At 34.4% G+C, this 19,997-nt stretch carries 28 protein-coding genes and 3 pseudogenes; 24 read left to right on the top strand and 7 right to left on the bottom strand.

The window, feature by feature from the left end; all coding sequences use genetic code 11:
• The first annotated feature begins 145 nt into the window (after nt 1-145).
• The 7 genes and pseudogenes from AC0VXV_RS08815 (at nt 146) to AC0VXV_RS08845 (ending at nt 3,368) form a co-directional block, all read left to right on the top strand.
• Nucleotides 146-508, top strand: coding sequence for a topoisomerase (locus tag AC0VXV_RS08815; protein WP_475531212.1), 363 nt, complete (start codon nt 146-148; stop codon nt 506-508).
• A 121-nt stretch (nt 509-629) separates the two neighbouring features.
• A pseudogene (locus AC0VXV_RS08820) lies at nt 630-833 on the top strand (DUF4306 domain-containing protein); the annotation flags it as partial.
• 89 nt (nt 834-922) lie between these two features.
• Nucleotides 923-1,132: a hypothetical protein gene (locus tag AC0VXV_RS08825; protein ID WP_475531213.1), complete on the top strand. Its 210-nt coding sequence runs from the start codon at nt 923-925 to the stop codon at nt 1,130-1,132.
• 51 nt (nt 1,133-1,183) lie between these two features.
• A complete protein-coding gene (locus AC0VXV_RS08830) occupies nt 1,184-1,651 on the top strand; it encodes a GNAT family N-acetyltransferase (RefSeq protein ID WP_475531214.1) in 468 nt (155 codons plus the stop codon).
• A 60-nt stretch (nt 1,652-1,711) separates the two neighbouring features.
• On the top strand, nt 1,712-2,128 hold the full coding sequence (locus AC0VXV_RS08835) for a hypothetical protein (protein WP_475531215.1): 417 nt from the start codon (nt 1,712-1,714) through the stop codon (nt 2,126-2,128).
• A 95-nt stretch (nt 2,129-2,223) separates the two neighbouring features.
• Nucleotides 2,224-2,742 (top strand): hypothetical protein, encoded by a 519-nt coding sequence (locus tag AC0VXV_RS08840; protein ID WP_475531216.1) that lies wholly within the window; start codon nt 2,224-2,226, stop codon nt 2,740-2,742.
• A gap of 335 nt (nt 2,743-3,077) precedes the next feature.
• Nucleotides 3,078-3,368 carry a hypothetical protein gene (locus tag AC0VXV_RS08845; protein ID WP_475531217.1) on the top strand — a complete coding sequence of 97 codons (291 nt, stop codon included), beginning with the start codon at nt 3,078-3,080 and terminating at the stop codon, nt 3,366-3,368.
• A 733-nt stretch (nt 3,369-4,101) separates the two neighbouring features.
• Here the strand turns inward: AC0VXV_RS08845 and AC0VXV_RS08850 are convergent.
• Nucleotides 4,102-4,563, bottom strand: a complete 462-nt coding sequence (locus AC0VXV_RS08850) for a GNAT family N-acetyltransferase (protein ID WP_475531218.1) — start codon at nt 4,561-4,563, stop codon at nt 4,102-4,104.
• 480 nt (nt 4,564-5,043) lie between these two features.
• Here AC0VXV_RS08850 and AC0VXV_RS08855 point away from each other — a divergent pair, with 480 nt between their 5' ends.
• The 5 genes and pseudogenes from AC0VXV_RS08855 (at nt 5,044) to AC0VXV_RS08875 (ending at nt 6,990) form a co-directional block, all read left to right on the top strand.
• Nucleotides 5,044-5,334 carry a hypothetical protein gene (locus tag AC0VXV_RS08855; RefSeq protein ID WP_475531219.1) on the top strand — a complete coding sequence of 97 codons (291 nt, stop codon included), beginning with the start codon at nt 5,044-5,046 and terminating at the stop codon, nt 5,332-5,334.
• Nucleotides 5,335-5,413: 79 nt separating this feature from the next.
• Nucleotides 5,414-5,836, top strand: coding sequence for an RND transporter (locus AC0VXV_RS08860; protein ID WP_475531220.1), 423 nt, complete (start codon nt 5,414-5,416; stop codon nt 5,834-5,836).
• A gap of 12 nt (nt 5,837-5,848) precedes the next feature.
• Entirely contained in the window at nt 5,849-6,184 is a 336-nt protein-coding gene (locus AC0VXV_RS08865; protein WP_475531221.1) for a hypothetical protein, read from the top strand.
• A 111-nt stretch (nt 6,185-6,295) separates the two neighbouring features.
• Nucleotides 6,296-6,685: pseudogene (locus AC0VXV_RS08870) on the top strand (GNAT family N-acetyltransferase).
• Between the two features lie 26 nt (nt 6,686-6,711).
• The gene (locus tag AC0VXV_RS08875) at nt 6,712-6,990 is read left to right on the top strand and encodes a hypothetical protein (RefSeq protein WP_475531222.1); all 279 of its coding nucleotides are present in this window, start codon (nt 6,712-6,714) and stop codon (nt 6,988-6,990) included.
• Nucleotides 6,991-7,135: 145 nt separating this feature from the next.
• On the opposite strand, the gene AC0VXV_RS08880 is transcribed toward AC0VXV_RS08875, so the two are convergent.
• Genes AC0VXV_RS08880 through AC0VXV_RS08890 form a run of 3 tightly spaced genes read right to left on the bottom strand, consistent with a single transcriptional unit; the run spans nt 7,136 to nt 9,973 of the window.
• Nucleotides 7,136-7,924 carry an ABC transporter ATP-binding protein gene (locus AC0VXV_RS08880; protein ID WP_475531426.1) on the bottom strand — a complete coding sequence of 263 codons (789 nt, stop codon included), beginning with the start codon at nt 7,922-7,924 and terminating at the stop codon, nt 7,136-7,138.
• 1 nt (nt 7,925) lies between these two features.
• Nucleotides 7,926-8,963 (bottom strand): FecCD family ABC transporter permease, encoded by a 1,038-nt coding sequence (locus AC0VXV_RS08885; protein WP_475531223.1) that lies wholly within the window; start codon nt 8,961-8,963, stop codon nt 7,926-7,928.
• An 8-nt stretch (nt 8,964-8,971) separates the two neighbouring features.
• The gene (locus AC0VXV_RS08890) at nt 8,972-9,973 is read right to left on the bottom strand and encodes a FecCD family ABC transporter permease (RefSeq protein ID WP_475531224.1); all 1,002 of its coding nucleotides are present in this window, start codon (nt 9,971-9,973) and stop codon (nt 8,972-8,974) included.
• A gap of 150 nt (nt 9,974-10,123) precedes the next feature.
• Between AC0VXV_RS08890 and AC0VXV_RS08895 the strand changes: the two genes are divergently transcribed.
• From AC0VXV_RS08895 to AC0VXV_RS08935, 9 genes are all read left to right on the top strand, one after another.
• On the top strand, nt 10,124-11,107 hold the full coding sequence (locus AC0VXV_RS08895) for an ABC transporter substrate-binding protein (RefSeq protein WP_475531225.1): 984 nt from the start codon (nt 10,124-10,126) through the stop codon (nt 11,105-11,107).
• A gap of 181 nt (nt 11,108-11,288) precedes the next feature.
• Nucleotides 11,289-11,744: a GNAT family N-acetyltransferase gene (locus AC0VXV_RS08900; protein ID WP_475531427.1), complete on the top strand. Its 456-nt coding sequence runs from the start codon at nt 11,289-11,291 to the stop codon at nt 11,742-11,744.
• A 15-nt stretch (nt 11,745-11,759) separates the two neighbouring features.
• On the top strand, nt 11,760-12,068 hold the full coding sequence (locus AC0VXV_RS08905; protein ID WP_475531226.1) for a hypothetical protein: 309 nt from the start codon (nt 11,760-11,762) through the stop codon (nt 12,066-12,068).
• Between the two features lie 156 nt (nt 12,069-12,224).
• Nucleotides 12,225-12,746, top strand: a complete 522-nt coding sequence (locus tag AC0VXV_RS08910) for an AAA family ATPase (protein WP_475531428.1) — start codon at nt 12,225-12,227, stop codon at nt 12,744-12,746.
• Nucleotides 12,747-12,790: 44 nt separating this feature from the next.
• Complete coding sequence (locus AC0VXV_RS08915) at nt 12,791-13,585, top strand: phosphotransferase family protein (protein ID WP_475531227.1); 795 nt, start codon at nt 12,791-12,793, stop codon at nt 13,583-13,585.
• Between the two features lie 160 nt (nt 13,586-13,745).
• Nucleotides 13,746-14,009, top strand: coding sequence for a CPCC family cysteine-rich protein (locus tag AC0VXV_RS08920; RefSeq protein WP_475531228.1), 264 nt, complete (start codon nt 13,746-13,748; stop codon nt 14,007-14,009).
• A 527-nt stretch (nt 14,010-14,536) separates the two neighbouring features.
• Complete coding sequence (locus AC0VXV_RS08925) at nt 14,537-15,436, top strand: tetratricopeptide repeat protein (RefSeq protein WP_475531229.1); 900 nt, start codon at nt 14,537-14,539, stop codon at nt 15,434-15,436.
• 118 nt (nt 15,437-15,554) lie between these two features.
• Nucleotides 15,555-15,791: a hypothetical protein gene (locus tag AC0VXV_RS08930; protein WP_475531230.1), complete on the top strand. Its 237-nt coding sequence runs from the start codon at nt 15,555-15,557 to the stop codon at nt 15,789-15,791.
• A gap of 179 nt (nt 15,792-15,970) precedes the next feature.
• The gene (locus AC0VXV_RS08935; protein ID WP_475531231.1) at nt 15,971-16,261 is read left to right on the top strand and encodes a hypothetical protein; all 291 of its coding nucleotides are present in this window, start codon (nt 15,971-15,973) and stop codon (nt 16,259-16,261) included.
• Between the two features lie 72 nt (nt 16,262-16,333).
• Here the strand turns inward: AC0VXV_RS08935 and AC0VXV_RS08940 are convergent, their stop codons facing one another.
• Complete coding sequence (locus AC0VXV_RS08940) at nt 16,334-16,543, bottom strand: hypothetical protein (protein WP_475531232.1); 210 nt, start codon at nt 16,541-16,543, stop codon at nt 16,334-16,336.
• 172 nt (nt 16,544-16,715) lie between these two features.
• On the opposite strand from AC0VXV_RS08940, the gene AC0VXV_RS08945 reads away from it, so the two are divergent.
• Both AC0VXV_RS08945 and AC0VXV_RS08950 read left to right on the top strand, forming a co-directional pair.
• Nucleotides 16,716-17,240: a GNAT family N-acetyltransferase gene (locus tag AC0VXV_RS08945; protein WP_475531233.1), complete on the top strand. Its 525-nt coding sequence runs from the start codon at nt 16,716-16,718 to the stop codon at nt 17,238-17,240.
• A gap of 27 nt (nt 17,241-17,267) precedes the next feature.
• A pseudogene (locus AC0VXV_RS08950) lies at nt 17,268-17,720 on the top strand (cytidine deaminase).
• An 85-nt stretch (nt 17,721-17,805) separates the two neighbouring features.
• Here AC0VXV_RS08950 and AC0VXV_RS08955 read toward each other — a convergent pair.
• Together AC0VXV_RS08955 and AC0VXV_RS08960 are read right to left on the bottom strand one after the other, a co-directional pair.
• Nucleotides 17,806-18,405 (bottom strand): DUF2812 domain-containing protein, encoded by a 600-nt coding sequence (locus tag AC0VXV_RS08955; RefSeq protein ID WP_475531234.1) that lies wholly within the window; start codon nt 18,403-18,405, stop codon nt 17,806-17,808.
• Nucleotides 18,392-18,715 carry a PadR family transcriptional regulator gene (locus AC0VXV_RS08960; RefSeq protein WP_475531235.1) on the bottom strand — a complete coding sequence of 108 codons (324 nt, stop codon included), beginning with the start codon at nt 18,713-18,715 and terminating at the stop codon, nt 18,392-18,394. Before AC0VXV_RS08960 ends, AC0VXV_RS08955 begins: the two co-directional genes overlap by 14 nt.
• Nucleotides 18,716-18,943: 228 nt before the next feature.
• On the opposite strand from AC0VXV_RS08960, the gene AC0VXV_RS08965 reads away from it, so the two are divergent.
• A complete protein-coding gene (locus AC0VXV_RS08965) occupies nt 18,944-19,975 on the top strand; it encodes a S66 family peptidase (protein WP_475531236.1) in 1,032 nt (343 codons plus the stop codon).
• Nucleotides 19,976-19,997 lie beyond the last annotated feature (22 nt).

The raw sequence follows: 19,997 nt of genomic DNA on the forward strand, positions 1-19,997 counted from the left end.
TGATACGGATAGCAAGAAGAAATATGGTTCACTTTATATTAATATACAGGTAGATTTTCCACTATAAGGAACTTATTTGAAATTATTTCGTTATAGTAACCAGAACTTTTAATATATGAATCGATACAAAAGGAGTGTAGAAAGATTGAAAAAAGCTATAATTTCAGGGGTTGTATTGTGTTCATTCCTGTTAGGTGGATGTAATAATATCGAGGTAATAGAAAGCGAGCAGGAAGTTGTAGTTTCTTATAAGACCTTATTTGCCGAATTACAAAATGAACTAATAAAATCGATTACAGAGCTAACGGAACTTGATAGTGATGCACTCGCAATAATGATAGATGGTGGCGGGGGTGAATCAACAGTTGCAGTAGGCTTCCCAAAGGATTCAAAAATTGAAGGTACGTTGATTCAACAAATAGTAGAAGATTCAATCAAGAATATTTCTGAAACAGAAACAACTAGCGAAGAGAGTATGAAAATAACTATTAAAATCGAGAAATACTAACAGATTAGTTCTTGGTTGTTATAAAAGTATAAGGGGGCGTGAAGTTGTTTAAGTATGGGTGCAAATTATAGCTGGTAGAGAGATTATTAATGGGCATGAGATTAGCTAACTCGATTACTTCGTATATGCAGATAAATTTCAGCCTTTCTTTCCTACAATTATGATTGTAAGTGTCCTCTATATTCTTAGTGTAACTGGCCATTTACTAGCTAAAAGGAGTTCTAAATGGGTAATTGGTTACAGTGGATTAATAGGTTTTATACTCTTATTATTTAGTAGTTTGTTTTATAGTTCCACAAGTATGGGAGGTAGTATTTTTTTCTAGATTTCTTCAATAAGCGGACTTTTATTTATCGCAATTGCAGGTTTACTGTTTAAGTTGCATAGCACTAAAATGTTAAGCGAGGTTAAAAAATGCCAGTAATTCTAACAAGTGTTTTTTCGGCAATCATCATCTTTATTACTATTTTTTCTATGATTAAAGTTTTAAGTATAGCTTATAAAAGAAAAGAGATTTCTATGACAAAATATAGAGTATATGCAGCTTCTTTTATAGTGGCAGGAATTATAATTGCTTCAATATTACCTTTTGGCAATCAAAAAATATACGAAATAATCCTCTGATTGCGCCTTGTAATTAAGTATAGTGAATTCCAGATTGGAGCTGGTTAAAGAGTGAAGTTATTAATACCTATGAATGAAAATGCATACGATGTATACGTAAAAGATAAAATAAAGAGGTATGCTCTTACTCTTGAAAAAAATGTTTTTGAAATAATAGATGAACCTTCTTTTGTTAGAGCGGAAAAGGCGATAAAAGGATATTTGCCAAATGGATTCAACACTGAAAACCATGAATTCTATAATATTATAGAAAATGGAAAAGTGGTTGGTTTTGTATGGATAAAAATAGTAGAAGAAAACAAAAGTGCCTTTTTATATGAAATCTACCTCAAAGAAGAGTTTCGCTCTAAAGGGATTGGGAAAAAGGTGATGACTGAACTTGAATCCCTTTTAGCTGTTCGTAAAATTGCTTTTTTTAGATTACATGTTTTCGGAAAAAATGAACATGCAATAAATTTATATAATAACCTTGGATTTCAAGTAGCAGGTATCAACATGTATAAAGAAATAGACAAATAAATAACTATTTTAATCTGTGAGTTAATTCTAATATAGGGAGGGGTAGTCATTAGCCCAGCAGTGATTATTGGATTATTTATAGTTACAAGCGGTGTCCTTGCTGTTAGCTTGCTAGCTTTTATTTTACCTAGAAAAGTGAGAAAGTTTATTTGGATTTTATTGATTATTTTTCTAATAGGTTATTATAGCTATTACGGAGCGATTAGGCCGTTTATAATACAGAATCAAACGCATCAGGCTATCGAGGTATTAGAAGAACATTTAAAAGAGAAGTATCCTGAAGATTCCTGGAATATAACCGATACGGATCAAACTATTATAAAATCTGCCATATTTCTTCATGTGATTTTTGAAAGTGAACCAAGAATAGTTTATGAATATAAAGTTAAAGACATAATAATAAGTCAAGAGGATATATGGACTGTAGCAGGCAGTCCTATTGAAGAAACAGATTTTGATCCACAACATAAAGAATGATCTCTTACTTAAAAAAATGTCAATTTTTATACCAAACTATCAAACTAGCGTGACAATCTGTAAGAAGGTGAGTAATAAAACCAATGAGTCAGCATATGGATACAAAAATTTTGTATTATAAAAAATTTAAAGGTGAAGAAATGCCTATTGATTACATTAGTTGGGCTAACAGTATGTTGGAAAACGAAAATTCTACAACATCCCTAAATATCCTTGCTTCTTTGAGAGAACCGTTAAATATTTTTGAAATTGAAGAATATTTCAAAAGAGCTTTGGGTGAATTAAGTATGAAGGAGCCTACAAATGAAGAATGTGCTAAACACTACATACGTAATTTATTGAAGGAAATATTAAATGATAAAAATAATGCAATAAACTTAGCATATGAAATATATGAAGTGGTGCGCGAACACTTCTTTAATGAGGAGTTAGAGATATGGTATATATGGTATGAAATAAGTGAAATGATAGACGACTTCCGATATGGAGATAATTCAAGAAACATCGCTCATGAATTCCTAATTGCCATTATTGTACACGAAACAAATAAACAATTAAGCTTGGAAGCTGATCCTAGAGGAGTTACCGTAAGCGTTCAAAAATTGTCTAATTGAGGTATCAATGCCTATAAAGTTTTATATTATAGGCTTCTTCGATTGCCCTTCGCACTCACTTTAACTCATTGGAGTACACAATACAAATGTCTTGGTAAAACTCTTCTTCTGATTTTTGGGTACAGCTATCTATACACCTAGCCATACTATTTAAAAAGGTGACACCCCTATTTACTTTTTCTTTTAATCTTCATTTGTTATTTCAACTAATTAGATTTATGGACATTCTTTTTTACAGAAAATTTGATTTTATTGTACTATTGTAAATTTAATGGTTAAACTAATGGTGAAATAAAAAGTGTTAATCAAATTGGAATTGGAGGTTACAATTCACAATGTCAGCTAAAAAACACTCTTGGAAAAGTTATTTATTTTTAATATCAAGTGTATTAGTTACAGCAGCTATGTTTCTATTAGATCCAATAGCTAGAGCAACTTCTGAAACACTTACGCCAGTGATTCTAGCATTTATTGGTCTTGGCACAATTTGTTCTATTGTGTTGGCTATTTTCTGTTTTCGTACTTTAAATGAAAAAAAGACTTTACCAATATTGGGTTTGCTTTTTACTAGTTTAAATGTTATTCTAATTGTTTCGTTTTTATGGATTGGTGCAAATATAGCATAGAACGGAAAGCTAGGGAGTTACCCTAGCTTTTCTTTTTTTAGAGATAACATCCGTCAATTACCTTTGCACCCCGAATGCCATTCCGAATTGTTGTATCCCCAGGACCTGTTTTATTTGCAGCACAATCAAGGAACCCATCATGGCAAACGCATCGCTCTTTGCCTTTCTTATTCCCTGACCAAGCATCATGAGTTAAGCAGCACCTATCAAGTTCGTTAATCGCCTTTCCACCACCTGCATTTTCCAAGCGCCACAGTACTTACCGCAATGTTGATAGGTTTGTTTTTCAAAAGTACAGCAAGTACCCTCTTTAATACAGGAAGCTGGATTCTAAAACGGTGTGATTTTATGTTCATTACCCTCCATTACCAAAGGGAATTGTTCAGAAATCTGATCATCCATTGAGGTAATACCATCAGAATAGACTGCCTAAGTCAAATCTCCATTAACAAATTTTTTATAATAAAGGTTTTGGTTTTCAAGTTGCCAAATTTGAACTACAAAGCCTTGTTCATTTGTCTCTACATTTGTATAAAGAGAAAGTAAAACTTTCAAATTCTCATCCACGACAAGTAATTTTGATGCTTCACTTACTTTAAATTCACCTGGGGTACCCTCTTAACATCGGTATAAAATGCTGTATAAGAAATATCAAAAGAATAGGCATGAAACGTTGATATAACAACATTCGTGCCTTACTGCTGTATTCCCATTCTTTTATTTGGAAACGTTATTATGATTGAAGGTGTGTAAGCGTATATTCCATAAGAGGATATATTCTCCCAGGTATAACTGTTGATTCAACATAAATTATTCTTTTTGCACCCATCTTTAAGTAAAATTCATACGCGTTTGGATCGCTATTAAAATGGAAGCTACTTAATTCAAATTCTTCCGCCTTCAGTAAAATATCTTTCCATAATAATTTCCCTAAGCCTTGTTCAATGTATGTAGGGGCAACAAATAAGGTTTCTAATTCTTTCGTTTCTATACACAAACAATAGAACCCTTTGATAGCCTTATCATCTTCTAGCAGATAAATAACTTTAGACTGGATATCATCTACAGTAATTGTTAAAACATCTTTCCATGCATTCATAAAATCATCTGAATAACCCCAATAGCCTTTTGCTTTAAAAGCTATATCCGTCAGTATCGCTGCATCCTCGATATTTGCTTTTCTTATCTTATTCATAACTTATTCCTCTTGATTCATATTTTCAATATGTTGCATTCATTGCAATCGACAAAACTTTATCTTGATTGAAGGAATGGGCTAAAAATTTCACGCACCAAACATTTAATTAAGTAATTGCTTTGTGATTGCTGCTGCGCCTAAAGGCAAGCTGCATGCCAGTGCAAGCCCACTAATGATTTTAAGTATTTTCTTCATCGTTTAGTCTCCTTTATTTTGAAATGCCTCGTACAGACGGAAAAAACGAGAAATAGTTTCAATATATTTTAGATTTTTATGAAACGCCAATATCCCCATATATGTCAGTCCTTGAATTAGAATGGTACCTTGTCATTATCTGGCGCTTTCCTTGAATAAGGAAAGGGTCTTTTTTTATTAAAAAGCCACACATTCATTTAAGAATAATTGAGGAAAATTTTGGATAATAGTTGTAAAATGGTAAAGGAAAGAGAGTGTTTAGTTATAAAAGGGGGATTCAAGTTGTCATATTTTAAAGTAATCGTTGATGGAAATTCTAAACAAGGTTTAACGGAAAGAGAACAACTAATTTTAAAAAATTCAATTTTACATTTTTCAGCAATGACAAATGCAATTATTACTGGCGCAGGTGTAAAGTTAAACCCGCCAGATGAAGGTACGCTGGGGATTACTTTTGCATATCCTGAAGCGCTAGATGCTGAAAAGGAAGTTGAAGTTCGTGAAAGTATTGTTAAAAGATTGAACAGCTTTTTTGTATTGTCAAATCTTAAGTTAAATGCAGTTATTATTTAAAAAACATTCTTCAACAATCAGGCGGTTACAAGATATCGGAGTTGCCTTGTTCTTTTGAATAAAAATTTTAGGAGGAAAAATGAAAAACAAAAATACTCTAAAAACGATCAACTGGGTAACATTCATTATTATTTTAATGGTCGGAATTTTTACAGCCGGCTTTACGCTGTATGAATTAAATACACAGGTTGCCTTTGGTGAAGAAGGGCAGTCTCGTGCAGGATTTCGTTGGGGGACATTCCACATAATCCTCTTAGTTATAATACTATTGTCAGCTTCCTTTTTAGGTTTTGCTTGGAAATTCTTATTCCCATTTAATATGCCTATTGCAATAATAATAGCTGGTTTATGCTATCAACTATTTTTCCTTACGTTCACTATCGGATGGGTCGGTTTAAATGGGACATTTGGCTTCCTTATAGCATTTCTGATTGGAATAATATTAATCATTTCTTATTCAGTTTTCAATTTACTTAAAATCCGTAAGCCAAGTGAAAGTTAAGAGGGTATTATTATGGGCGGAGATTCTATTGTTTGGCTGGTTATAATTTTGTCTCTTTTAATTTGTGATGGAATAGCAGTGTATTTATACCGTAAAAAAAGAATCCCTTTATGGGTTTCGGCAATTATTATAGCCCTTTTAGTTCCAGTGATCGTTTATAGTTTTGTTTCTTTAGGAATTGATTATTTTAAAAGAACCAATACCGATCCGGATAATACAGGAGAAGGAATCGCCTTTGCAGGAGGATTTATTGCAATAGTACTGGCATTCAATGCAATAGTTATATTTGTTATCGGAGTTATTTTAAATATCTACACTTTCATTAGAAAGAAACATTGGAAAGACTAACACAATTAAATCGGGGTGTAAAAGTGAAAACTCTAAGGAGGTAAATTAGTGAACTCGGACAATCTAATAATAACTCAATATCAACCAAAATATGCTGAACAGACAGTGGAGATGTGGCGAGAAAGTAAGGAACGGGCTATAGGTCAGAAAGAAATGCATACCTTTGAAAGTCATATATATTTTTTGAATAATATATTGCCTGAACATTATCAAATAGAGGTAGTGCTAATAGATGACAAAGTAGTTGGTATGATTGCCTATAATGAAAGGGAAATCAGCCAACTTTATATTCATACTGATTATCAAGGATTTGGTATAGGTTAAACATTACTTGATAAGGCAAAAGAACAGTCGAGTGGGAAACTAACATTATATACATTTGAGGTAAATGAAAACGCGCGGCGATTTTATGAAAAGAATGGCTTTAACATCAAATCCAGAGGGCACGAAAATGAAGAGAATTTACCTGATATTCTTTATGAATGGATTTCCAATAAATAATTTAATAAAGAAAATGGGGTGATAGTTTGTTGAGAATAATTTTTTCAGTAATATCGGCACTTCTATGTTTGGTATTAATTTCATTATTTAACGAAATGCCTTTTCGTTTGGAGGAAAAGATTTTTAACTTAATTGTTGCTCCTAATTTATACTTACCATTTGGATTAGGTGTTTTAGGATTTTTATTTGCCTTGTTTGGTGTGAAAGGCTATATCAGAATTACATTACTAGGATTAAATATAGTTGGTTTGGTTGGCTATCTTGTTATATTTATAATGGCAACAGTGGGTTTTCAAGAACCATAAGATCTTCTAGTTATAAACTAAATTAGCTTTGTGTTATGTAAGCACTTTTTTCAGTGAGCGTTTCCTCGATTAATGGCCCAATTTATAAAAACCATTTATACGCAAATGTGTATACAAGTAAAAAATAACCAAGACAATGCCTTGGCTATTTTATATTTCCATACGGAATGCACATAGGTGTTCCATAGATCGGATCCTCTATAATCTCGCAATTCAGTTGAAAAACGTCTTGAACGAGCTTTATTGTGAAAATGTCCTCAGGTTTTCCTTGTGCATATATTCCTTTATTGACGAGGGCAATAATATTGGTAGCATAGCGGCAAGCCAAATTGATGTCATGCAGTACCATAACGATTGTTCGATTTTTTTCTTTGTTCAACTTGTATAATAAATCTAATACTTCAATTTGATGGGTGACATCTAAATAGGTTGTAGGTTCATCAAGTAAAATAATATCTGTTTGCTGTGCCAAAGTCATCGCAATCCATGCACGTTGTCTTTGTCCACCTGAAAGATTATCAACTTCGATATCTTTGAATTCCGTTAAACCTGTGGCAGCAATCGCTTGTTCAACAATTAGTTGATCCTCATTAGACCATTGTTTGCGCCAGTTCTGATACGGAAAGCGTCCTTGCTTCACTAATTGTAGGACGGTTAAACCTTCAGGTGCCATTGGCTGCTGCGGTAAAATGGCTAGGCTCTTAGCAGTATCTTTTGCGGACAATTTCGTAATATCCTCATTATTTAAAAAGATGGATCCGCTTTGCGGTTTCAATAATCGGGCAATGGATCTTAGAAGTGTAGATTTCCCGCAACCGTTTGCACCAATTAATACGGTGATTTCTCCTTTAGGCAAAACTAAATCTAAAGGCTCGATAATAATTTTTTCACCGTAATTTAACTGAAGCTGCTTTGTTTCAATCATTCTTATCAGCCTACCTTTTTTGCATTTTAATTAACAAATAAATAAAGTAAGGAGCTCCTATTGCTGCAGTAAAAACTCCAGCAGGAACAACAATAGAACCAAATAAGCTCCGTCCGATTGTATCAGCAAGGACAACTAGTATCCCACCGATACAAGCTGATGCAGGAACTAGCGAGCCAAAGGATGATCCTACTAATTTACGAGCAATATGTGGAGCCATTAATCCTACAAACCCAATTGTACCGGCAAATGAGACTGCACTCCCTACAAGAGCTGTACATAAAAGTAACAATGCCAGTCTAGTTTTTTGCACATGCTGTCCTAGGCTAGTTGCCACGTCATCACCAAATTGCTGTAAATTTAAATGGCGAGTAACGAGCAGGGTAATAATGAACAGGCAAGTGACTACGGGAATAATTATTTTCACCTGTTGCCATGTTGCACTATTCACACTTCCGGTAATCCATACATTTGCTTTGCTTGCCTGATAAATCGGGCCGATTAGCATTAATACGGTTGTTAATGCCTGCATCAATGAAGCAATACCAACCCCGATCATGACGAGCCGAGTCGCTGAAACACCATTTTTCCAAGCTAAACTGTAGACGAGTAGTGCCGTAGCTAAAGCACCAATAAACGCGGCAAACGGCATCCATTCTATACTTACAGTTAGTGAATTGTTAGCATCGCTAAATAGTGCCAAAAATGCAACAACTGCTGTGCCTGCACCAGTTGAAATACCGATTACATCTGGTGAAGCTAAAGGGTTACGAATAATTCCTTGTAAAATTGCACCTGAAATTGCTAACGCCATCCCGGCAAATAATGATATAAAAATTCGTGGCATTCGAAATTCCTGAACGATTAATGTGTCAAATGCAAATCCATTGCCAAAGAGTATTGCAACAACTTTAAGCGGAGAGATAAAGGAATCACCAATCGATAAACTCAAAATAAACGTTAAAGCAACTAAAAGCATTAGTATTAAAAGCTTTTTTACAGTGCTTAAATCTACTAGTTGTGAAAAATAATTTGATTGTAAGTTCATTAACTTTTTCATCCTTTATTAAATCCCTTTCTCGCTATATATACAAAGATTGGCGTACCAATTATGGCAGTCATGACACCTACGGGTACTTCTTGTGGCATGATGATATAACGTGCACCTAAATCTGCAAACAGTAATAATATTGCTCCAAGAAGTGCAGCTAACGGTATATACCATTGATGTTCCGTTCCAATTATTTTGCGTGCAATATGCGGTATGATCAAACCGATAAAGCTTATTGGTCCAGCTATTGCAACTGAACCTCCAGCTAGTAGCACAACGATTAGTACAATTAATAACTTGGTTCTTAAAACATTCAATCCTAGCCCTGTTGCGACATCCTCACCTAAAGACAGCAAATTCAATTGCTTCGCCATAATTGCAGTAATAATCCAGCCTATAGCAAAAAAAGGCAGTACTACCCATAGCATTTGGAGATCCCTTCCTTGTACAGATCCCGCAAGCCAAAATAATACCTGATCGAGCTGTGCTTCATTGATCGCTAACAACCCTTGAGTGATGGAATAAAACAATGCACCCAGGGCAGTCCCAGCTAAAGTCAAGTTCATAGGCATCATCTCTCCATGACCAATAGAACTAATCGCTAAAATACTAAGGGCAGATACAGCCGCACCTAAAAATGCTATTAATGTAAAACTAAAGAGACTTGTCATTTGTAAAATACTTATAGCAAGTACTACAAATAAGCCAGCGCCAGCATTGATTCCTAAAATACCGGGAGAGGCTAAAGGATTTCTTGTCATTGTTTGAAGCAAAGCACCTGCAATTGCAAGGGAAGCCCCAACAAAAGTGGCAATAAGCGCCCTAGGTAACCGATGATTAATGATAATGATATGTTCATTACTTTTGTTGAAATGGAAAAATGCTTCCCAAGTTGTATGCAGATTAGTATTAGCATAGCCGTATGTAATACTTAGCACGATTCCTATTATCATCACAATAAAACCAAATAATAATAGAATTACTTTCGATAAGTTACTTTTCATCATATGAATTCCTTTGAGTAGAATGAATATTTAAAAAATATTGTTGACAGAAGATTCCTAGTCAAATATGATTTAAATTGTTAGAAAATGATAATCATTATCAATTATATGTTGGCACAATAATACTAACATACATATCGGAGGAAAAAAAGTATGAAAATATCATTTAGTAAAGTCTTAGGAATTTTATTACTGTTAACAGTTTGTGTTCTAGCTGCATGTAGCGATTCAGAAAAAACGCAGGAGGTAAGCGGTGCGGAGCCAGCAGAGGGGAAATCTACTTCATATACAGTACAGCATGCGATGGGTTCTACATCTATTACATCAACACCTGAAAAAATCGTCGTACTAACAAATGAAGGTACAGAAGCATTACTTGCTTTGGGAATTAAACCGGTTGGCGCGGTATCTTCATGGTCAGGTGAACCTTGGTATGAACATATTACAGATCAAATGGATGGAGTAGAAGTTGTGGGGCAAGAAACAGCAATCGATTTAGAAGCGATTGCTAAGTTAAAGCCAGATTTAATTATTGGTAATAAAATTCGTCAAGAAGCTGATTATGAAAACTTAAGTAAAATTGCGCCGACTGTTTTTGCTGAAACATTAACAGGTCAATGGAAAGATAATTTCTCATTATATGCAGAAGCCGTTAATGCTGTAGATAAAGGCAAAGAAGTATTGACGAATTATGATGCTAAGATTCAAGAAACAAAAGAAGCTTTAGGAGATGCAACAAATCAATCTGTTTCTGTTGTTCGTTTCTTATCAGGCACTTCTAGAATTTATTTCACAGACTCGTTTTCAGGAGTTATTTTAGAAGAATTAGGCTTTAATCGCGTAGAAGAGCAAGCGGATTTATTTACTAATGACAATCAAATGGCAGTAGAAGTTGGTAAAGAATTAATACCTCAAATGGATGGAGATTTGCTATTCTACTTTACTTATCTGCCAACAGGCGACGATTCCGCATCTGCAACAGAAGCTGAATGGACAGCTGATCCATTATGGAAAAATCTTAACGCAGTAAAAAATGGAAAAGCGATTAGCGTGAGTGATGCTGTGTGGAATACAGCAGGCGGCATTTTAGCTGCTCAAAAAATGCTCGAAGAGATTCAAGAATTATTAGCTCCTTAATACGATAAAGCAGACGTTTAGAATTGATTATATTGCAATTCTTAACCGTCTGTTTTTTTATTTAGGCTGTAGTTAAACATGCTTGGTGAAGCTATTTGAAAAAAATTACAAACAATTAGAGGGATATAGCCCCTTCTTATCTAATCATTATGTAATATCTACACTGAAAGGAGCAGCGCAATTGTATCAATATTTTAATAGTTTCGTCATTCGAGAAGGTACTGAAGGGATTCCAGCTGATTTTGTTGAGTCCTTGTTTAAAGACGCAGGATGGGCAAAAAATATTCCATCGTGGCAAAAAGAAAAGTACTCACTAATCTTTAAAAATTCAACTTGGGCATTTACTGTTTGGGATAATGAGAGAATGATTGCGATGGTTAGAGTGATATCCGATCAAATCATGGCAGCGAATATTATGGATTTAGTCGTTTTATCAGAATATAGGGGCAAAGGGATAGGTAAAAAACTTGTTGAGTTATGTATTCAAAAACTTCCGCATGGAGATTGGTTTGCCCACACTTCAGCAAATAACTTCAAATTTTATGAGGGATGCGGAATGGAAGTGAAAGATTTATCAACCCATGGGACTTGTGTCTATTATGGTTATATCCAAGCAAGGAAAGATGGACACCGATAAATAATAGCCATAATTGTGAAGAAACATGGAAATGAGGCGGTTTCGATAGAGAATGTTATATGGATAAATGGCAGCCATAAAGAGGATAACCGTATTTTTGATTCAGAGTTTGAAGTGGAAGAATGGGCGCGAGCGTTATATCCAGATTTTGCTGCGTACTTAAGTGACCAAACGAATGTAGGTTATGCAACACCTGATAAGAAAGTAATTAACTACTTAGCATTTCTTTTTCCTACATGGATTGATTATATCAATTTGCAAGTAGGAATCTGTACGGGGAAAACAGAAATAAATGGTCAAATCATTTATAAATATGGACGGTGAATTTATAATTTCGAGCGCAATTCTTTTATAGGAATTGTGTTTTTCCGTAATATGGTGAAAATTCGAATTCAGGTAAGATACCATTTGAAACCGAAATACAAGAAGCATTGGATAGTCTAGTGGAAGAATAATTAGGGAGCTGATCTGTTGATTATAATGATAAATGGAGCATTTGGCGTAGGCAAAACTACAATTGCAAATAGGCTACTAAACGAAATTGAAAATAGTATGATTTTTGACCCGGAAGAAATTGGTTACATGTTAAGAAATGTTATTCCCATTGATATCAAAAGAACTGAATCTGTTAAAGGAGACTTTCAAGATCTGGATTTATGGAAAGAGTTAACAGTTGATATGGGGAAGAAGTTAAGTACTAAATATAATATCAATCTAATCGTACCAATGACAATCAGAAAAATAGAATACTTTGATTACATTTACAACGGATTTAAAAGTATTGATGAACAAACCTATCATTTTTGTTTGAATGCAAGTAAAGAGACAATTTACGAAAGGTTAAGACTACGTGGTGAGGAAGAAGATAACTGGTGTTTTCAACAAACCGATAAATGCTTAGAAGCATTCAATCAATATGATTTTGGAGAGTACATAGATACTGAAAGAAATAGTATCGATGAAATAATAAAAGATATAAAAGGAAATTTAAGTCTTCTTTAAATTAAAGTATATCGATTAACAACTACTGGAGGAGGTGTACTCAATTGCTGCCATTTAGTGTTGAAGAGATTCCAAGTGAAATATACATGTTTCTTAAAAAGGTTAATTCAATGAGCTTTCCACGACAAGGTTATACTTCCAATGTTGGATTAATTGAAAATGATCAAGGGATTTATGCACTCAAGAGAACTAAGGGAGAGTTAAACTGTGCTTTGCTAAAACGAGAAGTATCGGTAATTAACTGTTTGACTCAAAAAACAAAATTACCTATTCCAAAGGTGAAAAATTTCGTTGAACAAGTATCCGTAAAGGAATCTTGGGCTCTTATTGAGTTTTTAGAAGGGGAAACTGTACGATCCGCTTTATATAACGAAAAAAGTAAGGAGAAACGGCAGGAAATAATATATAACTTTGGTAAACTCTTGTGGCAAATTCATTCAACACCTTGTCCTGCTGAACTAATAGGTAAACTTCCTTGGATCGATGAGAGGTTATGTCAGGCAGAATTTAATTTCAGAAAATATCATGTGGACGGAACTGGGGAATTATTAGAAAAAATCAAATCTATTAAACCGAAAGAATATAATCAAACACTCATACACGGGGATTTTACAATTGATAATGTTTTAGTCAACAACGGCAAAATTACAGGCGTAATAGACTGGGGTGGTGGTGCATTCGGGGATCCAAGATATGACGTATCATTAGCTATACGCCCTAAACCCAATGCCTTTGAGGATGAAATAGATATACAAATTTTCTTTGAAGGGTATGGGGACAAAATCATTGATGATAATGAGTACGATTATTTTGTAAATGGGTTATATGAGTTTTTTTAATTATGCTGTGCTTAATAAATAGGCACGGTTCTATTTGGGAGGATTGTTGAGAAATTTGTCGGAGAATTGGATATATATGTTAGAATAACAATGATATGATTTTAAGAATAAACTGAAACTTAACAGGAAACTGAAGGTTAAATAAATGTGAGGTGATAATATGAAATATACTTGTCCTTGTTGTGGCTATAAAACGTTAGATGAAGAACCTCCGGGAACATATAATATATGCAGTATCTGTTTTTGGGAAGATGACGGAGTTCAATATGATGACCCAGATTATGAGGGCGGCGCAAACACGCCATCTTTACGAAAAGCACAGAAAAATTACCTGTTATTTGGAGCTTGTGAAGAAGGGTGTAAGGAGTTTGTTCGAGAACCAAATGATAAAGATGTAAAAGAATTTAATTGGAAACCATTATAGGTAAAATTACTTTCTAATATAAAGGGATATATTGGTAAATTAAATAGTGTAGCAAATCCGTGGCAACAGAAAGATGATGGAGAAATTATCGAAAAGATGATTCAAATTGGAGATTACTTTCAGGATAAGCGCTAACTTATTCTACGTAAAGGATGATGTTATTATGGAAATGTTATATCTGGTAGGTGCTTTATTGTTCTCGATCTTATGGTTTCTAAATTTGGTTCAGCTCTTAGAAAAGTTACATCAAGGGAAAAATATACATAATCAAAAGATATTAGGCTGTGTTTGGAGTGCTTGTTTAATTTTGTTTATAATCATTACAACATCTATAGTTTTATAGCACTTTAAACTGATAGAATATGAATTTATTAGTATCGTAGAGGTGGCTGCCGGAATAGCTAAACAAAGGTAACGATACTGATTCGCAGGTCAGGTCAAACAGTTAACGCTGCTATTTGACCAATGGAAAATAATTTTACAGAGAAAGGCGGGAGAACGTCATTTCGGAAAATAAGAGAGCGATTATGCTGTTGGAGCAAAATAATTATGATGAAGCCTTTTTACTATTTAAAAAGCTGGTAAGAGAAACACCTTCTGTTCAAAGCCTTAATAATTTGGCATGGTTTATGCTGCGTGAAGAAGAGAACCGAGATGAGGCAAAGACATTATTAGAGCAAGCACTTGTCCTTAACCCACAGTCCTCATTTCCATATATGATGCTCGGTGAAATCGCCTTACATAACAAGCAAGACATGGAAGCTAAAAACTATTTACAGAAAGCACTCATGTTTAACGAGACGGAGGAAGCGACCTATAATTTAGCAATGGCGCATTTTCAGCTTGGTGAGTTTGAGCAAGCAGCGAAAGCCTTTTCTCGCTGTATGGGTGATTCAGGTATGACGCAATTACACGAGGTCGTATCTTGGCTGTATGCAGGTCATATTGATAAGGCAAAGGCGCTTTTAGCCAATTGGAATGATGAAGCGGATGATTACACGGGTGCCATAGAAATTGCAGATGTTTACATAGAACTTGGTTGTTACAATGAAGCACGAGCACAGTTTGAAAAAGAATGGAACAATTATTATATTTCACCTTATAGCGTCAGTCGCTATACGTATACGTTGTATAAATTAGAGGACTACGACGCTTGCAGAGCAATCATCCAACAAGCAATCCAACAGAATAAAGAAGAACAAATTGATGAACAGCAAAGTGAGCTAGATGAGCATTGGACAGCGCAGGATCGTGACGAGTACATAATTGAATTAACCGAACAGCAACAAACCCTCGAAAAGCTATGGCAGTTTTTAGAAAACGAAGATGTGCCTCCTTTTGAATATGATATATATCCTATTGGCGGCTGTCAGCTATTTGGTTGCATGCAGCATGGCAATCCTGAATACGAAGAGGTGACAAATTAATTAAGCACTATTTTTACGAATTACATTGGTACTTACAAGGAGAAATCTTTAGGCAATAGAGTCCGGGGTGCATAAAATTTAAGCTATAAAACTGGCTAGCAACCAGTAGTGATTTAATATGTTAGTTGAAATGGATGGGTATGATCAGCAAGTGCTGTTATCTGGACCAAGCTATACATTAGGGCAGTTAAACAAATTTTATAAACAAGCAAAAAAGCAGGCATCCTCAAGCCCAGAAATTGCGAAGTTTATGTGTTCATATTATCAATTTAGCCGAATTCCGTATGATGCAACGATTCAGGTTGCGTTTGTGATTGATACGGATACAGGGAGGATTTATTCACCGACATATTAACCAATTTATATACTATCCAACAAAATACGCGAATCTGTATTAAGATTCAGCGCTCGGTTTCATTATAGGGTTATTTGACAACAATCCAAACAGAACATTCTTTTAAGGGAAATGGAACTATATTATTACAATTCATGTCTATATTAGAAATGGAAGTAAAATGGTTTGGAGGCAATATTATGTGGATATTAATTGGTCTTATTGCAATAGTAGCAACTTTTATAAACCTGTATATGTACATGACAGGTAAAGATTACAAACTAGCGATGGCAATGGGATTATCATTTACAGCACTTACCCTCTGTGCCGAATACACGCTGATTTCGGATTGGGTAGAGGTAAAAGATTGGGCGGCTATAGAAGATGTAGTACCAGGTATGGAAAGGGCATTATGGTTTTTAACAAGTGTTTCTATCTTGTTGAATATAGCACCGATATTTCTAGAGCGAAAAAGAAACAAAAACAAATAGCCTAGTTCTACAATCGGCGCTCCTCTACACAATGTATTGGATAGCATAAAAAGATTTTAAAAATCTTTTATGCTATTTTTTTTCACAAATCACCGGAGACCAAAACCCATCTTTCTTTATCGCCACTTCTTCCACTTGATCAAAGTTTTCAAAGCATTTCTCAATAATAAGTTCATTTGCCTGATGATTCTTATAAATTTGGTTAATTGTTATACCGCCAATAGTTAGAATAAGGATACTTCCAACTAATGCAATGGCCATATTAAGTTTATTTTTATTCAAAGACTACCTCTCCTTTCTTATAATTCAATTTTAACATTATCAAGTAATTTATTTAGAGGGAAAATTTGAAGCGGTGTTTAGTATTGTATTGAAAAGACTAGCAAGGGGTTTATTGTAGTGTTTTATAGAATTTAATACTGTCGAAAATTTTTATAAGAGGAGTTAGAAGAGCATGGGTAATGGAGACGGTTTAGAAATTAAAATTGCAGCAATTGAAGATAGTAGCGCAATAATAAAATTATTAAAGCAGTTAGCTCAATGGATGAAGGAGAATGATATAAACCAATGGCGGTATTTATTAGATGGTGATGATGAAGAAATCAAGCAAGCTATTATAAATAATGAAACTTACATCGTATTGAAAGAAAAGGACATAATAGCAACTTTTTCACTATCATCGAAACAAAGTGAATGGGATAGACAATTATGGGGGAGTGAAACTAAGTTATCATCCCTTTATTTGCATAGACTTGCAATAATTCCTGCTTATATGAAAAAAGGTATTGGTAAAAGTATTTTGATGTGGATACAAGAAAATGTGAGTGACAAAGAATTACTTAAGTTAGATTGCGTTGCGAATAATGTCAAACTAAATAATTTTTATAAAAGTAAAGGATTTAAATTTATTGGTGAAACTGATGGACATAGTAAATATCAAAAAAGGATTGGAGAGCCTATAAATAAATTAATGGAATGATAAAAAAATATAAGGAGCTAGAAATTAATGCTAGATAAAGAACTTTATAATGCTGTAAAAGAATTAGTGGATGTGAGATATCCAAGTGGTTGGGGAGGTGCAGCAGCGGTTCGTGTTGGAGATGGATAGATTTATATAAGTGTGTCACCAGAAGTGATCAATGATTCAACAGCTCTTTGTATGGAAACGGGTGCTATTTTAGAAGCGCACAAATTTAATAGAAAATTTACACATAGTCTTTGCTTAGCTCGGGAAGATGAACATTCACCATTAAAACTACATTCACCTTGTGGTATCTGCCAAGAACGCTTATTTTACTGGGGATCTCAAGTTCAGTGTGCGATTTCAAGTGATACAGAAGCAATTATTTTTAAAACATTAAAGGAACTGCAACCTTACCATTGGACAGATACATATTACGATGAAATGGTTGAACATTGGCAGCAATTATTGTTACCATACAACGCTTTCTTAGGATAATAAAAAGTTTGAGGAAACCCGTGTATGGATTTCCTCTTACGACGTATTGCGGTTAGGGACTATAAAATAGCTTTCCTAATGCCTATCAAAACGACTTAGTTATTTCTCTTTTGTATTTAATATACATATTTAAGGAGATTAAACCGAAAATAAGCATTAGCCATGGAGATCCGAATCTTGTAATGGCAAAAGGTGTTTCGAATAAGAGTGCACTCCAAAAATCAAAGCCATTTTTGTTCCATAACCCTGGTGTATAATAAGCCTCTTTAAGAGTGATAAACTGGGTTGAATTTTGGAATACACAAAATGTAATAAAAAGGGCAAAGCATGCGTATGCTCCATATATTTTGCTGAGCCGTTGAAAGTAGTGTTTTATAGAGGAATGATCGGAAAACAGGGAATCGTCTTTATTAGTTGGATTTAACCAATACTGTAACGTCGAGAACCGTGTCCCTCCCACATGTATCCAACCAAAATCCTCAAAAAATGCTTTGTATTCCTGAAATTTTTGTTCAGATGTGAATGATTGGCAATCTAATCGTAAAATTTGTTCTTTATTTGAAGTTTTTTCAAATGTATAGACATAAAGGGCATTTACACGTTTTAATTGCCAGCCTTTTTGAAGCATGTTATTTAACCATTGTTCTTCTCTTTGAGCGTTCGAAAATAATTTAAGCATTTTCATTATTAAAACCTCCTTCATAAAGTGAAAGAATATGCATGAATCGTCTTTTTTCAATTTCTAATATCTCTAAGCCCTCATCCGTAATCCGATAAACTTTTCTTCGAGGGTCGTTTGAAGGAACGAGCACAATCCAGTTGTACTTCAATAAATTTTCAATAGCACCGTACAAAGTACCTGCAGCTATCCGTACCTCACCTTTACTCATCGTTTCAACCTCTTGCATAATTGCGTATCCATGCAAATGCGTTCTCAAAGCGAGTAATATATAGTGCATCGTTTCTGTTAAGGGTAATAACTTATGTCTTTTCATTACAACGCTCCTTGCCAACAATTTACAGTTGAACTTTATTTTATTATATACAGTCCAACTATACATTTCAACTGTATAAATAAACTAATAAGTAAAGTGCGTGAAAGTGCATGATGTACCGAGATTTATTGTAGGGGTAGTTTCTTTTAAATTAACAGCAGGTATTAAACTTTTTCTATAGAAGTATATTTCTATACATAAAAATCGAATTTGTAGAGGTGAGTGGGGATGTTAATTAAGCCTGAAAAATTACAGCCGGGGGACCAGATTGCTACAGTAAGTCCCTCATGGGGTGGTGCAGGTGATCCAGCACTTAAATGGCGATATGAACAAGGGGTAAAGAGATTGGAGGAAGTGTTTGGACTCGAGGTAATACCAATGCCGAACAGTTTGAAAGGTGAGGAATATCTTTATCAAAACCCACAGGCTCGAGCAGAGGATTTAATGACGGCATTTAAGGATGAACAGATTAAAGGAATTATTGCAAATATTGGGGGAGAAGATAGTATCCGCCTACTCCCTTATATTGATTTTGATGTCATACGCAAAAACCCGAAAATATTTATGGGTTACTCTGATGTAACCATTTCTCATTTATTTTGTCATAAAGCGGGAATCTCTTCATTTTATGGTCCTGCAGTCTTAACCGATTTTGCTGAAAATGTGAAGATGGATCCTTATACAATTGAGATGGTAAAACGGACACTATTCTCAAATGAGATAATTGGTGAGATTCAACCTGCAAACGAATGGACGAGTGAGCGTTTGGAATGGTTAGAAGAAAATAAAAACTGTCGCCGAAGTATGCGGAAAAATTCAGGTTATGAAGTACTTCAGGGAATGGGTGTAGCGCAGGGATATTTAATAGGCGGTTGTACTGAAGTTTTAGAGTTTGCTAAGGGAACTGAAATTTGGCCAGAAAAAGAATATTGGGAAAATAGTATCCTTTTCTTTGAAACATCTGAAGAATATCCTGAACCCAATCTTATTAAATATTGGTTACGAAATTACGCAGCACAAGGCATCTTGCAAAAAACAAATGGGATCATTTTTGGTAAACCGCAGGATGAGAAGTACTATGAGGAATATAAAGTGGTAATTCTTCAAGTAATGAAAGAATTTAATTTAGAAAATCTGCCGGTACTATACAACTTGAGTTTTGGTCATACAGAACCAAAATTTATTTTACCTTATGGCGCTAAAGCAGAAATTGACTGTGAACAGGGGAAGTTCAAAATTTTAGAAAGTGGCGTTAAATGAACTAACTGTAGTAAAACGTTAA

Source organism: Solibacillus sp. iso_87, from assembly GCF_056173085.1.